The organism is Jeotgalicoccus aerolatus, assembly GCF_014635205.1.
GTDB classification, from domain to species: Bacteria; Bacillota; Bacilli; order Staphylococcales; family Salinicoccaceae; genus Jeotgalicoccus; species Jeotgalicoccus aerolatus.
This window is the reverse complement of the sequence record NZ_BMCN01000003.1, coordinates 35,092-49,599: the sequence shown is the minus strand read 5'-3', so window position 1 is coordinate 49,599 and position 14,508 is coordinate 35,092. Positions and strand designations below refer to the sequence as shown.

Below are 14,508 nucleotides of genomic sequence, written 5' to 3'. Positions count from 1 at the left end.
ATTCTTAAAAAAAGAAGGAGATTCTATGCAGTCATTTAACGATTTTTCATTAAGCGCCAATTCATACACCACTCTGCCGCTCATAGACAGTTTTTACACCGATGTGATGACACCGATACACATTTTTAACGCTTTGAAAGAAGACGCGCTTTACATATTAGAAAGTCAGGACCCTGCATCAGAATGGTCGAATTTTTCATTTATCGGCCTCGATCCTTTTATCGACATCAGCGAATCCGGTGATGGATTTGTGATGACAGAGCTCGACACAAACACTGCTCATACTTTTAATTCTTTGCAGGAAGCACTCAGTTACGCAAATCATTTCGTCGATGCCTGCACTGATCGTATCGATTTGCCATTTAAAGGCGGCGCTGTCGGCTATATTAATTATGAGGCAGTTCAAGACCTTGCGGGCATTAAGCCCAGACAAGACAGCACTGCCGAAAACTATCATTTCGTCTTTACCCGGACCTTGATTGCCTACGACCATCGAAAAGAAAAAACAACAATTGTCTCATTCGAGAACCCGAACCGTTTCGAGAGTCTTAAGGACACATACAATACTTTGAAAACGAGAATTCACACACTTAAAAAGCGGCTGCATAACAGTATGAATTTACAGGACTTAATGCTCGAGAATCTTCAGGCTAAAAATCCGCGCCTGACATTTAAGAGCAACTATGAAAAAGATGATTTCAAGCGGGATGTCGACGTCATTAAAGACTATATCAGCCGCGGCGATATTCGCCAGGCTGTCTTATCTCAGCGTTTCGATGCACAAACATCCTGCTCCGGTTTTGAACTGTATCGGATTTTACGGAACGTAAATCCGTCACCTTATATGTTTTATTTAAATTTTTCAGGTGCAAAACTGATTGGCAGCTCTCCGGAACGTCAGCTGCAGGTTAAAGATCAATTGCTCGAAATCCATCCGATTGCCGGAACAAGACGCCGCGGGGCAACACCTCAAGAAGACGACGCCATTGCCGTGGAACTGCTCAGCGATAAAAAAGAAGTCGCCGAACATAAAATGCTGGTCGAACTTGCTGGGGACGAATTCAGTAAAGTATCCGTTCCCGGCAGTGTTGACGTCAGCCGTTATATGACGATCGGTAAATTTTCAGAAGTCATGCATATTATCAGTGTCGTCAAAGGCAGACTTCGAGATGACATCACGCCGATTGAAGCTTTCTTCAACTCTTTTCCTGCAGGAACGCTGACCGGTGCACCAAAAACCCGCGCCATGGAAATTCTGCGAGAGCTGGAGCCAGATTCCCGCGGACTGTACGGCGGCTGCATTTTATATTGCGGTTTTGACGGCAATATGGATTCCTGCATTACAATCCGCACGATGATTCTAGAAGACAGCACCGTCAGTATCCAAGCAGGTGCCGGCGTCGTCGCTGATTCTACTCCCGAGGGCGAGTATCAGGAAACAGTTAACAAAGCGAGTGCGCTGTTCAACGCAGTTAATCTCGCCGAAGAAGTCTTCCATTCTTAATTTATGTAAGCAAACCCCCAATCTCTAATTAAAGATTGGGGGTTTCTTGCTACTGTTCTACTGTATCTGCCGTTTTATCTTTCGTCTCTACTTTAAACTCATCGTCTTTATAATCCACTGTGACGAGTTTATTTTCAAAACTTTCACCAGCTAAGAGAGATTCACTCAGTGTATCTTCAACATTTTTTTGAATACTTCTGGCAAGCGGACGTGCCCCGTATTCCGGATCATATCCTTCTTCTGCGATACGTTCTGTTGCTGTGTCAGTCACTTCGATGTGAATATCCTGTTCGGTTAAACGGTCGCGCAGCTGATTGATCATCAGGCTGACGATTTCTTTCAGGTGCTCTTTCTCCAATTTGTGGAAGACAATGATATCATCCACACGGTTTATAAATTCAGGTCTGAAAGTATTTTTAAGTTCTTTCATCATTGTACTGCGCACGTTTTCGTAGCTTTCAGCAGCAGGACCGCCGAACCCTACAAAGCGCTGGTCCTGAAGTTCACGTGCCCCAACGTTAGATGTCATAACGATAACAGTATTGCGGAAGTCGACTGTACGGCCGTTTGAATCTGTTAAACGCCCGTCATCCAGCACTTGCAGCAGCATGTTAAATACATCCGGATGCGCTTTTTCTATTTCATCGAATAAAATAAGAGAATATGGTTTTCTTCTGACTCTTTCTGTCAGCTGTCCACCATCTTCATAGCCGACATAGCCAGGAGGAGAACCGACAAGGCGGGAAACGGAATGTTTCTCCATATATTCACTCATATCGACGCGAATCATTGCATCTTCTTCACCAAACATCGTTTCACTCAGTGCTCTTGCAAGCTCTGTTTTACCGACACCCGTCGGCCCTAAGAAGATAAAGCTGCCGATTGGACGTTTTGGATTTTTTAGTCCGGCACGGGCGCGTCTGACTGCTTTTGAAATAGACATGACTGCATCATTTTGCCCGATGACGCGTTCGTGCAGAATCGATTCAAGATTTAATAGTCTCTCCGATTCATCTTCTGCAATTTTAGCTAAAGGAATACCGGTCATTCCAGCAACGACGAGTTCGATATCCGATGGTGTCACCGACTGCGAAGACTGACCCTGCTCTTTCTTCCAGTTTTCCTCACACTCTTTCACCTGGCGTTCGATTTTCGTCTGCTGATCGCGGAAATTTGCTGCCGCTTCAAATTCCTGACTTTGCACTGCTGCATCTTTTTCTTTCTTCACAGTTTCAAGTTCCGCTTCTAAATCTTTTAAATCAGGCGGCGCTGCATAGCTGCGGAGTCTGACTTTAGATGATGCTTCATCGATCAAGTCGATTGCTTTATCCGGCAAGAAACGGTCTTGAATATAACGATCACTCATACGTACCGCAGCTTCAAGCGCTTCATCGGTAATCGTAATGCGGTGGTGCGCCTCATATCTGTCACGCAGCCCTTTTAAAATTAATATCGCATCGTCTGCATTCGGCTCTTCGACCATGACCGGCTGGAAACGGCGTTCGAGCGCTGCATCTTTTTCAATGTGTTTTCTGAATTCATCCAATGTCGTTGCACCGATGCACTGAATTTCTCCGCGTGCGAGTGCAGGTTTTAAAATGTTCGATGCATCGATGGCACCTTCAGCGCCGCCGGCACCAATCAGCGTATGAAGCTCATCGATAAACAGCACGACATTGCCTGCTTTATGAATTTCATCCATTACTTTTTTCATGCGTTCTTCAAATTCACCGCGGTATTTAGTCCCGGCAACAACCGTACCCATGTCCAATGACATAACGCGCTTATCTTTTAAGTTTTCCGGTACTTCGCTGTGAATAATAGCCTGTGCCAGACCTTCAGCAATCGCTGTTTTACCGACACCGGGTTCCCCGATTAAGACCGGGTTATTTTTAGTTCTGCGGCTTAAGACTTCGATTACACGTGTAATCTCACTGGAACGTCCGATGACCGGGTCCAGTCGTTCTTCTCTCGCAATTTGTGTTAAATCACGAGCTAATGAGTCGAGTGTCGGTGTATTCGTATCTTTGTGAACACTGCTGTGTGACTGGAATGACTCGGGATTGCCGAGCATTTTAATCACCGCTGCACGCGCCTTAGTAATATTCAGGTCGAGGTTTGCCAGCACGCGTGCTGCGACTCCTTCACTTTCACGAATCAGCCCGAGCAGCAAATGCTCTGTGCCGACAAAATTATGGTGCAGTTTACGCGCTTCATCCATCGATAATTCGATGACTTTTTTCGCACGCGGCGTATAGTGAATCGACGATGCTTTCTCTGTGCCGATACTGATTAAATTATGGACTTCTTCATTGACGCGTTCTTCATCGATATTGAATGACGCCAATACTTTTGCTGCGATACCTTCGTGTTCTTTTACTAATCCGAGCAGCAGATGCTCCGTGCCGATATTAGAGTTCTTAAGTGTGATTGCTTCTTCCTGAGCATATGCCAGCACTTTCTGGGCACGCTCTGTTAATTTTCCAAATAGCATCCTTATTCGCCTCCTAATAATTCACGTGTTAAAGCAGCTCTTGTACTTTCGGCTGCTGTTCTTGTGTCATCATGGTTCCCTTCTTCGGTCAGCCGTTCTTTGACAAAGCCCGGCTGAATCAGCTGGAACCATTCCTGGAAATTAAAACCATCCAAATCTATATATGATAAATCGATACCGAGTTTAACATTACTCAAATGCATAGCAGCTTCTTTCAGCGACAGCTTGTAGGCATGCCGCAGTATACCGAGTGAACGGTTCACTGCATCCAGTGTATCAAGCGTCATCATGTGCTGTCTCGCGAGACGCTCTTCTTCTATTAAACGGTTTTTTAATTCGCTTAAATTATTTATAATGACTGCTTCTTCAAAGCCGAGCGTCACCTGATTAGAAAGCTGATAAACAGAACCAAGCGATTCGGATCCTTCACCGTATATGCCCCGCAGAGTAAAACCGAAACGCGCCAGGTTATTATGAAAACGCTGAATTTTATTTGTCGCTGTCAGCGCCGGCAAATGCAGCATCACAGAGGCTCTCATCCCTGTGCCGACGTTCGTCGGACACGCTGTTAAATAGCCGTATTGTTCATCAAAGGCATATTCTATCTTTTGTTCAAGCGTATCGTCTACTGCAGTTGCCTTCTCGTAAAGTGCCTCCAGACTGACATTCGTCCCGAGCGCCTGGATGCGAAGATGATCTTCCTCTCCGAGCATTATCGACATATCTTCATCTTCATTAATGAATACTCTCGTGCCGTTTCTAGCGAAATTCGGACTGATTAAATGCTTCTCAGCAAGCAGCGCCCGTTCAAGGCCGGTCATATTTTCCAGCAGCGCAAGATCGTAGTCCGGAATCATTTTTGAAACCAGTCCGCCGAGCGCTTCCAAATCTTCATCATCTTCCAGCATATGCGTAAACGGTACACCTTTAATATTGCGGGCGAGACGTATTCTGGACGACATTTCTATTTCTGTGTTCTCAGCATTTTTAATCCACATGCTCGTTTGTCTATTCATCCGCACCACCGTCCTTCAATGCCTGAATCTGATCTCTGACGACTGCCGCTTCTTCGAAAGCCTGTACCTTCACTTTTTCCTGCAGCGTTCGTTCAAGGGATTCAATATCCCGTTTTAATTTTAAAGTATCGTGAGCCTGGGAAGGGATCTTCCCAATATGACGCTGCTGATTCAACTGCACGCGCGTCACAATTTCGGGAACGTAACGTTCGAAATATTCATAGCAGTGACTGCAGCCGAATAAGCCGTTCTGGACGACACTCTGCAGCGTAGATCCACAAGTGGGACAAGCGTGTTCCTCTGCTGTTTCCTGCTCAGTTTTTGCATTGTTCGCCAGCATCTGTAAAAGCGTCTGTATATCAAACGGGTTTTCCGCCTGATTGTAATTAATGTCCATCGTCTGACCGGCGCAATGTTCACACAAATACTGTTCTTTTTGAGACAGCCCAGATCCTTTGGAAATTTGAATCGTCGCTTCGCGCTCGCCGCATATTTCACATTTCATAACATCACTCCTTAGCGTAGAGTATCGCCGTAATAATACGCCGCAGTATTCTTGCTCTTAAAACATCTCTGTACGGCAGTTCAAGTGCTAAAATTTCTCTTTTTATCACCGCATCTATAATCTGTGCTTCTCTGTAAGTAATCACTTCATTTTCATACATAGACTGAACTAAATGTTCTGCATTTAATTGAGATATACTGTCTCCAATTAAGCTTTGCAGATGTGCAAGGTATTCGGTTTCGGAATGCGTCTCTACTTTAGTAATTCTTATGTAGCCGCCTCCGCCGCGTTTACTTTCAACGACATAGCCATGTTCATTTGTAAAACGGGTTTTGATAACATAATTAAGCTGTGACGGCACACAATCAAATTTTTCAGCGATGTGCGCGCGTTTAATTTCAACGACTTCATTGCCAGACTGCTCAATCATTTCTTTTAAATACTGTTCAATGATATCCGACATATTACGCATATCACCACTCCTCCTTGACCAACTTTGACTAAAGTATACCGTCTGTGTGAAAGTTTGGCAAATCTCTTGTTTATATTTTTTAAATTTGACCTTTCTTTTTGTAACCGTTTGCATTATAATAATTCAGTATCGCATTTATGTATCATTTACTTTATAATTAAAAGGAAACATATACATAGAGCAAAATTTCATACATCAAAATTTTGGAGGATTTCATTATGAGTATCGTCATGGGAATAGTGGGTATACTATTCACCATCTTCCTTGCTTGGATTGCAAGTAGCAACCGCAAACTTGCGTTTAAACACTGGAAGAACATCTTAATTTTACTTGTGCTGCAACTGCTTGCCGCATTCCTGTTCTTAAGTACAACAGGAGGACAAACAGCGATTCTGTGGCTCGCTGAAGCTTTCGATAAACTGCTCGGCTTTGCCAGAGAAGGCGGAATGTTCGTCTTCGGTGATTTAATGAGTAATGCTGAAGGAGAAGCAGTAGACGTATTCTTATTCAACGTACTGGTGCCGATCATCTTCATCTCAGCAATTATCGGTATTTTATCGTTTACAAGAATCTTACCTTTCATTATTAAAGGTATCGGTTTCCTGCTGACGAAAATTACAGGTATGCCTTACATCGAGTCTTACAACGGTGCTGCATCAATGATGCTTGGTCAATCGGAAGTATTCGTATCTCTTAAAAACCAGCTGCCTAAAATGACAACACAGCGCCTGTACACATTATCAGCGCAGGCTATGAGTTCAATCTCACTGTCAATTGTCGGTGCATTCTTTACAATGCTGGATCCGCAATTCGTTATTATCGCAATTATACTTAACCTGTTCGGTGTGTATATCATCGTTCATATTATCAACCCTTACGAAGAAGAAGTGGTTGATGGTGAAGTTGAAATCTCTACTAACCCTGAGAAAGGCAAATCATTCTTCCAGGTGCTTGGAGATTACATTCTCGACGGCGGTAAAATCGTCTTAGTCGTTGGTGCAATGTTGATCGGTTTCATCGCTTTAATCGCTCTGTTAAACGATCTGTTCCTGCTGATTCCAGGTTCAAGCCTGACATTCCAGGATATTCTCGGTTATATCTTCATGCCAGTAGCATTCATGATGGGTATTCCTTGGGATGAAGCACAAACTGCAGGTTCATTAATGGCAACTAAACTCATCACTAACGAATTCGTCGCAATTCTCGAGTTCATTCCATTAGCAGAAACACTATCAGAAAAAACACAAGCAATGCTGTCAGTATTCCTGATTTCATTCGCTAACTTCGGAAGTATCGGTATTATCGCAGGTTCTGTTAAAGGTCTGCATAACGAAAGCGGCGACAAAGTTGCCAAATTCGGTCTTAAATTAGTATACGGTGCAACACTCGTATCTATTCTAAGTTCAGTTATTATCGGTTTCTTCTACTAAGAATTACAGAAAAACTCCTGAGGATATATCTCCTCAGGAGTTTTTCTTTTACCCTAACGCGACGTCTAACACCATCATAATTGAAAATCCAATCATAAAGGCAAATACTGCAACGTCGGAATGTCCGTTTTTCTGTGTGCTTGGTATCACTTCTTCAACGACGACAAAGATCATCGCACCTGCACCGGCTGCTAATGCATAAGGGAGTACAGGTTCCATGAAACCGATTAAAAGTACACCAATCAGCGCTGCCATCGGTTCTACTATGGCTGACATCCACCCCCAGAAGAATGCACGTGTTCTCGATGCCCCGTCTGCTCTTAAAGGCATTGATACGGCTGTACCTTCCGGAATGTTTTGCAGACCGATACCAATGGCCAGTGTCATTGCACTCAGCGTCATAACAGCGTCACCGCTCAGTCCTGCAGCACCGAAGAGTATACCGATAGACAACCCTTCCGGAATATTGTGCAGTGTCAGTGAGGTAATCAGCAGCGTGCTCCGTCTCGAACTGTGCACCGCTATACCTTCTGCCTCGATATCACCGCGGTGGCGATGGGGGATTAATTTATCGAATATATAAATAAAGAGCGCCCCGCCCAATACACCGACAAGTGCCGGGAACCACTCGCCTACCGGGTTATCCGCACTCGCTTCAATCGCTGGAGCTAATAAAGACCAAAAGCTTGCCGCTATCATAATTCCACCGGCAAAGCCGAGCGTTATATTTAAGAAGTTTTCACTTACACCTTTAGTCAGGAAAACAATTGCAGCACCAAGGCCTGTCATACACCATGTAAAAAGTGTCGCAATCAGCGCCTGCTGCCATGCTTCCAAATTCATAAAGAAATCGACCATATTTTCTCTCCTTAAATGATTAATATTAATTATTATAACGCTTTTCAAAAAAATATAGTACCTAATAAGTCTGGGTGTTATAATTGATAACCAACAGTCTTAAGTTAAAAGGAGCGTACACGAATGACACTTAAATCCACTATAGCTAAAAGTGCAGGTAAAGTGACCCGTTATTTATTGACTAAATTTACGAATGGCGGCAGCAGCCTTCCAGGCAAGATCGCTCTTTCAATCGATAAAAATCTGCTTGCCAATCTCGCAAAAAATTACGATGTCATCGTAATTACAGGGACGAACGGTAAAACTTTAACCACTACTCTTACAACCAATATCCTTTCGCAAAAATACGATAATATTATTACAAACCGTACAGGCTCAAATATGAAGCAGGGCATTGTCGGTGCATTTTTAAACGCACCCCGCATTACAAAAAATGCACTGGCTGTACTGGAAGTTGACGAAGGATCTTTAAAAAACGTCGTCAAAGAACTGCAGCCTAAACTGTTTATTCATACTAACATATTCCCCGACCAGCTCGACCGCTACGGCTCGGTAGATAATATATACGATCTTTTAATTGATGCAGCACAAGAAGTACCTGATGCAACAATTCTTGCCAACGGTGATCTCCCGCTGTTCAATTCTCGCACAGTATCAAATACACAAAAGTTTTTCGGTTTTGATACAGATATAGACTCAAACGACCAGACAAAAGAAGAAGATCAATGTCCAAAATGCGGCCATTCTTTACAATATCACCATTATACTTATGCTAATCTCGGCGATTATTACTGCATATCGTGCGATTTTAAACGCCCTCAGCTCGATTATAAAGTCACAGATGTATCCGAACTCGATGTGACGCACTCAACATTTAAACTGGACGGCGATACATATACCCTCCACAATGCTGGGATCTATAATATCTATAATGCACTCGCCGCATACAGTGCCGGCAGATTTTTCGATGTTGAGCCCGCTCAGATTAAAGACGCCTTCTTAAACAATGAGCGTGTGTTCGGCCGTCAGGAAGTTATTATTGCATACGATAAAAAAATCATTCTGAATGTCGTTAAGAACCCGGTAGGTCTTAACCAGGTATTAAATCTCGTTAAACTTGAGAAAAACCCATTTACTTTAGTCGCACTCTTAAATAACCGTCCCGCTGACGGCGTCGACTTAAAATGGCTGGAAGATACCCACTTCGAATCACTGACCGATCTCGATATTAAAAAATCAGTGACCGGCGGTATTGCTGCAGATACAATGACTGAAAGACTAATCACGGCCGGATTCAATCCGGATGACATAGATACAGCCGGTGACCTGGCAAGTGTGATTGAAGCTATCGAACATGCACCGACAACACAAATCCACATGCTTGCAACATATACAGCTATGCTTGAAATCCGTAAGGCGTTTATAGAAAAAGGACATATAAAATAATATACAGAAAAAGGTCTGGTGCCGAGTCGCACCAGACCTTTTTATATAAACAAAAAATCACTTTCGATATTTAATTGAAAGTGATGATCTATTTTGAGTGGGCCTAGGTGGACTCGAACCACCGACCTCACGCTTATCAGGCGTGCGCTCTAACCAACTGAGCTATAGGCCCTGAATATGTATTCAAAAAAAATGGAGCGGAAGACGGGATTCAAACCCGCGACCCCCACCTTGGCAAGGTGATGTTCTATCACTGAACTACTTCCGCAAATATTACTATTTATTTAATGGTGGAGAATGACGGGCTCGAACCGCCGACCCTCTGCTTGTAAGGCAGATGCTCTCCCAGCTGAGCTAATTCTCCAGGAGCAAAATCAAACTAATATATATTATAAGGATTTTTATTAATTCCGTCAATAGTTTTTACATAATCTTAATAAATAAACCGCGTGTCAAAAAATGACACACGGTTTAAAAATATTTTTATTATCTATCGCGCATAGACGGGAATAATAAGACATCTCTGATCGATGCAGAATCTGTCAGCAGCATGACCAGACGGTCGATACCGATACCCAGTCCGCCTGTCGGCGGCAATCCGTATTCCATCGCTTCTAAATAATCTTCATCCATTTCATGTGCTTCATCATTACCAGCATCACGTTCGGCAACCTGTGCTTCAAAACGCTCTCTCTGATCGATTGGATCGTTCAGCTCTGTAAATGCATTCGCATGCTCACGGCGCACGATAAACAGCTCAAAACGATCTGTAAAACGCGGATCTTCATCATTTTTCTTAGCGAGCGGAGAAATTTCAACCGGATGGCCGTAAACAAAGGTCGGCTGAACCAGCTCTTCTTCTACTTTCTGCTCGAAGAATTCATTAAGAATGTGACCGTAAAGCATGTTGTCACCAATTTCTACGTTATGTTCTTTCGCGGCTGCTCTCGCCTCTTCCACAGTTTCAATATCGTAGAAATTAACACCTGTATATTCATTTACAATATCTACCATATGCACGCGTTTCCATTTCGGTGTCAGATCGATTTCCTCACCGTCGTATGTTACTTTCATCGTACCGTTAACTTTTTCGGCAATGAAAGCAATCATTTCTTCAGTCAGCGTCATAATATCTTTATAGTCAGCATATGCTTCGTATAATTCCATCATCGTAAATTCAGGGTTATGACGTGTTGAGACACCTTCATTTCTGAACACACGTCCGATTTCGTACACTTTTTCAATACCGCCGATAACGAGACGTTTTAAGTGCAATTCAAGGGCAATACGCATATACAAATCTCTGTCGAGCGCGTTATGATGCGTAATAAACGGACGGGCTTGCGCACCGCCTGCAATTGAATGCATCATCGGTGTTTCTACTTCGAGGAAACCGACACCATCCAGATAGTTGCGCATCTCTTTAATAATTTTACTGCGGTTTATAAACGTTTCTCTAGATTCCTGGCTGGTAATCAAATCGAGATAACGTTTACGGTAACGCTCTTCAACGTCTTTTAAGCCGTGATATTTATCCGGCAGCGGACGGAGCGCTTTAGTCAGCAGCGTGAATTCTTTAGGTTTAACAGATAATTCACCTGTATTTGTTTTGAACATCGGGCCTTTAACACCGACAAAATCCCCAAGATCTGCCTGGTTCCACACTTCAAATGCTTCATCGCCAATTTGGTCTTTACGGACATAGATTTGAATCTGGCCAGTAATATCCTGAATATGCGCAAAACCGGCTTTACCTTTACCGCGTTTAGTCATAATACGGCCGGCAATTGCTGTCACTGATTCATCTTCTTTATCAGCTAATTCTTCTTTTGAAAATTGGTCCCAGCGCTCCAGCAGCTCTTCAGTGTATGCTAAACGGTCAAAACGTTTACCAAACGGGTCCATGCCCTGATCTCTTAATTGCTGCATTTTTTCCCGGCGGACTGCTAGTTGGTCATTTAATTCTTCACTCAATCTATTCCACTCCTATATATGTTTTCATAATAATCTTTATTTTAAATTCAGTTGTCAGACTGATTTTTATCTAATTGCTCTTTAATTTTTTCAACCGTCATTTTCAAGGTTGGATGTTCTTTTTTCGGTGCAATTTCATTCAGCGGATCAATAACGAACGAACGCAGGTGCATTTCTGGATGCGGCACTTTCAAATCGGAAAGCTGCAGTTCCAGTTCTTCATACAACAGCACATCGATATCGATGTTGCGCGGTCCCCATACTTCTGTTCTGACACGGCCGAGTTCATGTTCGACGCCCAGCACAGTTTCCAGCAAGTCCAGCGGCGTTAAGTTTGTATCCACCTCGATTGCCATGTTCATAAAATCAGGCTGATCTGTTTTACCGTAAGGTTTTGTTTCATAACGCGATGAAATTTTCGTCACCTGGATGCCCGGAACTTCAGAAAGTTTTGTGATTGCACTGTTTAAGTTTTCCACTCTGTCACCGATATTGCTCCCGAGTCCAAGATAAGCTATTGCCATGATGTTTCCCGCTTTCCGTGCAGCGTTATTGCCACGCTTTCATAATTTCCATCTATTGGTGGATTTGGCTTAGTAATTGTTGTCTCTATCTCTACTATTTTATCATACCGGTCAAATAATTCAGCATTGATTTTCCCTGCCAGACGTTCGATTAAACTGACCGGCTCCCCTTTTATAATTTCTTCTGCAAGATTATAGACTTCGCCATAATGGACCGTTTCATTCAGATCATCCGTTTCTGATGCGGCTGTTAAATCAATGTACAGTACAATATCAGTAATAAAATACTGGCCGAGCACCCGTTCTTCCTGAATTGCTCCATGATAGCCATATGTCTTTATTCCATTGATATAAATTTTATCCACTGTAATCACCTTTTAATTTCATATAGACATCTGCCGCCTGACGGTTCATTTTTACGTTGTGAACTCTGACTGCTTTAACACCGGCATCGATGCCGATAATCGTAGTCGCCAGTGTGCCGGCATCGCGCTCATCTGCATCTGTTGTCCCGCCGATCAATTTTTTGACCATACGTTTTCTGCTCGTTGCTAAAAGCACAGGATAGCCCTCTTTAACGAGCTGGTCAAGATGCCGCATCACTTCTATGTCTTCGTCTCGGGATTTAACAAAACCGATACCCGGATCGAGCCATATATTTTCTTTTTTTACACCGTGTTTTAATGCCAGATCTGCCGATGCTTTCAATTCGGCAATCATATCTTTTACAACATCCTGATACGTGCTGTGATCGTTATTATGCATTAAAAATATTGGCGCATCATATTCTGCTGCAATATCCAGTATTTTTTCATCATAGATACCGCGCCACTGGTCATTAATCATCGTTGCACCAGCTTCTAATACTGCTCGCGCCACTTCGCTCCTGAAAGTATCCACTGATATGTCCACAGTGACACCTGCTGCTCTGATTGCTTTAATAACGGGCACTGTCCGTTCGATTTCAGTGTCAGCAGTAATTTCAGTGTAACCGCCGGGGCGTGTTGAGTAACCGCCAACATCAATAATGTCTACACCTTCTTCAACCATTTCCAAAGCGCGCTGTACCGCATTATCAACCGAGTTGTATTTGCCTCCGTCGCTGAATGAATCCGGTGTCGTGTTTAAAATACCCATTACTTTCAGTCTCTCCATTAAAATCTACCTCTGCTTTTACATAAATTGAATAGTCATATTATAACATGTTTGTTCCGCTTTACTGCCCTTAAAAAATTGTACTCTTCTTTAGAACACAAAAAAGTTCCGCCTGCTGTGCAGACGGAACTTTCAATATACTTTTAGTCTTCAAAGTTAAATAATGGTGTTGATAAATATCTTTCCCCATTTGAAGGCAGAATAACAACGACATTTTTTCCTTTGCCGAGTTCTTTAGCGACCTGGATGCCGGCTTTCACCGCTGCACCTGAAGAAATACCGCCGAGAATACCTTCTTGTTTTGCAAGTTCTCTTGCAGTATTCATTGATTCTTCATTTTCAATCGTAATGATCTCGTCGTAGATATCAGTGTTTAACGTTTTAGGAATAAACCCTGCACCGATTCCTTGAATTTTATGCGGTCCAGGTTCTTTACCGCTTAAGACAGCTGAATCAGTCGGTTCAACCGCAACAACTTTAACATTATCAAAATTCTCTTTTAACACTTTGCCGGCACCGCTGATTGTTCCGCCGGTACCAATACCTGAAATAAATGCATCGATTTCAAATCCTGAAGCATTGGCTTGCTCTACCAGTTCCTTACCTGTAGTTTTAGCATGAATTTCCGGATTTGCCGGATTTTCAAACTGCTGAGGCATGAAGAAGTTATCTTTTTCAGCTAATTCTGTTGCTTTTTTAATTGCACCTTTCATACCATCTGCACCAGGTGTCAGGACTAATTCTGCACCGTATGCGCGCAGCAGATTACGGCGTTCCTTACTCATTGTATCCGGCATAACCAGTACAGCTTTATAACCTTTAGATGCTGCGACCATTGCCAGGCCGATACCTGTATTACCGCTGGTCGGTTCTACAATTGTCGTACCTGCTTTAAGGTCTCCAGCTTCTTCTGCAGCTTCAATCATCGCCAGAGCGATACGGTCTTTGACCGAGCTCCCGGGGTTCATAAACTCTAATTTTACATAGACATTCGCACTGTTTTCATCCGTTAACTGGTTTAATTTTACTAATGGTGTGTTGCCGATTGCTTCTGAAATGTTGTTGAATACGTTGCTCACAATTAAACACTCCTATTCCTAGTTATTAACTATGAATAATATAGCACTTAT

At 43.0% G+C, this 14,508-nt stretch carries 13 protein-coding genes and 3 tRNA genes; 3 read left to right on the top strand and 13 right to left on the bottom strand.

Going from position 1 to position 14,508, the window contains the following annotated elements:
- Positions 1-25: 25 nt before the first annotated feature.
- On the top strand, positions 26-1,504 hold the full coding sequence (locus IEU81_RS08705) for an anthranilate synthase component I family protein (RefSeq protein WP_186089314.1): 1,479 nt from the start codon (positions 26-28) through the stop codon (positions 1,502-1,504).
- Positions 1,505-1,553: 49 nt separating this feature from the next.
- Here IEU81_RS08705 and IEU81_RS08700 read toward each other — a convergent pair whose 3' ends face one another.
- From IEU81_RS08700 to IEU81_RS08685, 4 genes are read right to left on the bottom strand one after another with little or no spacing between them, the layout of a single operon-like run.
- Positions 1,554-3,998 carry an ATP-dependent Clp protease ATP-binding subunit gene (locus tag IEU81_RS08700; protein WP_092598049.1) on the bottom strand — a complete coding sequence of 815 codons (2,445 nt, stop codon included), beginning with the start codon at positions 3,996-3,998 and terminating at the stop codon, positions 1,554-1,556.
- Positions 3,999-4,000: 2 nt separating this feature from the next.
- On the bottom strand, positions 4,001-5,014 hold the full coding sequence (locus tag IEU81_RS08695) for a protein arginine kinase (RefSeq protein WP_092598052.1): 1,014 nt from the start codon (positions 5,012-5,014) through the stop codon (positions 4,001-4,003).
- Complete coding sequence (locus tag IEU81_RS08690; RefSeq protein ID WP_186089316.1) at positions 5,007-5,519, bottom strand: UvrB/UvrC motif-containing protein; 513 nt, start codon at positions 5,517-5,519, stop codon at positions 5,007-5,009. The genes IEU81_RS08695 and IEU81_RS08690 overlap by 8 nt, the downstream gene beginning before the upstream one ends.
- Positions 5,520-5,523: 4 nt before the next feature.
- Positions 5,524-5,991 carry a CtsR family transcriptional regulator gene (locus tag IEU81_RS08685; RefSeq protein WP_092598058.1) on the bottom strand — a complete coding sequence of 156 codons (468 nt, stop codon included), beginning with the start codon at positions 5,989-5,991 and terminating at the stop codon, positions 5,524-5,526.
- 218 nt (positions 5,992-6,209) lie between these two features.
- On the opposite strand from IEU81_RS08685, the gene IEU81_RS08680 reads away from it, so the two are divergent.
- A complete protein-coding gene (locus tag IEU81_RS08680; RefSeq protein ID WP_092598061.1) occupies positions 6,210-7,421 on the top strand; it encodes a NupC/NupG family nucleoside CNT transporter in 1,212 nt (403 codons plus the stop codon).
- 48 nt (positions 7,422-7,469) lie between these two features.
- Here IEU81_RS08680 and IEU81_RS08675 read toward each other — a convergent pair whose 3' ends face one another.
- Positions 7,470-8,279 carry a ZIP family metal transporter gene (locus IEU81_RS08675; RefSeq protein WP_092598064.1) on the bottom strand — a complete coding sequence of 270 codons (810 nt, stop codon included), beginning with the start codon at positions 8,277-8,279 and terminating at the stop codon, positions 7,470-7,472.
- Positions 8,280-8,402: 123 nt separating this feature from the next.
- Here IEU81_RS08675 and IEU81_RS08670 point away from each other — a divergent pair, with 123 nt between their 5' ends.
- Positions 8,403-9,725: a MurT ligase domain-containing protein gene (locus IEU81_RS08670; RefSeq protein WP_186089318.1), complete on the top strand. Its 1,323-nt coding sequence runs from the start codon at positions 8,403-8,405 to the stop codon at positions 9,723-9,725.
- A gap of 98 nt (positions 9,726-9,823) precedes the next feature.
- On the opposite strand, the gene IEU81_RS08665 is transcribed toward IEU81_RS08670, so the two are convergent.
- The 8 genes from IEU81_RS08665 to cysK form a co-directional block, all read right to left on the bottom strand.
- Positions 9,824-9,897 (bottom strand) — tRNA-Ile (locus IEU81_RS08665).
- Between the two features lie 21 nt (positions 9,898-9,918).
- Positions 9,919-9,993 (bottom strand) — tRNA-Gly (locus IEU81_RS08660).
- A 20-nt stretch (positions 9,994-10,013) separates the two neighbouring features.
- A tRNA-Val gene (locus IEU81_RS08655) sits at positions 10,014-10,089 on the bottom strand.
- A 122-nt stretch (positions 10,090-10,211) separates the two neighbouring features.
- On the bottom strand, positions 10,212-11,699 hold the full coding sequence (lysS, locus tag IEU81_RS08650; protein WP_186089320.1) for a lysine--tRNA ligase: 1,488 nt from the start codon (positions 11,697-11,699) through the stop codon (positions 10,212-10,214).
- 47 nt (positions 11,700-11,746) lie between these two features.
- The gene (gene folK / locus IEU81_RS08645) at positions 11,747-12,223 is read right to left on the bottom strand and encodes a 2-amino-4-hydroxy-6-hydroxymethyldihydropteridine diphosphokinase (RefSeq protein WP_092598073.1); all 477 of its coding nucleotides are present in this window, start codon (positions 12,221-12,223) and stop codon (positions 11,747-11,749) included.
- Positions 12,214-12,588: a dihydroneopterin aldolase gene (gene folB, locus IEU81_RS08640; protein WP_092598076.1), complete on the bottom strand. Its 375-nt coding sequence runs from the start codon at positions 12,586-12,588 to the stop codon at positions 12,214-12,216. Before folB ends, folK begins: the two co-directional genes overlap by 10 nt.
- On the bottom strand, positions 12,581-13,378 hold the full coding sequence (folP, locus tag IEU81_RS08635) for a dihydropteroate synthase (protein ID WP_092598079.1): 798 nt from the start codon (positions 13,376-13,378) through the stop codon (positions 12,581-12,583). Before folP ends, folB begins: the two co-directional genes overlap by 8 nt.
- Positions 13,379-13,521: 143 nt before the next feature.
- On the bottom strand, positions 13,522-14,457 hold the full coding sequence (gene cysK, locus IEU81_RS08630) for a cysteine synthase A (protein ID WP_092598082.1): 936 nt from the start codon (positions 14,455-14,457) through the stop codon (positions 13,522-13,524).
- Between the last annotated feature and the right edge of the window lie 51 nt (positions 14,458-14,508).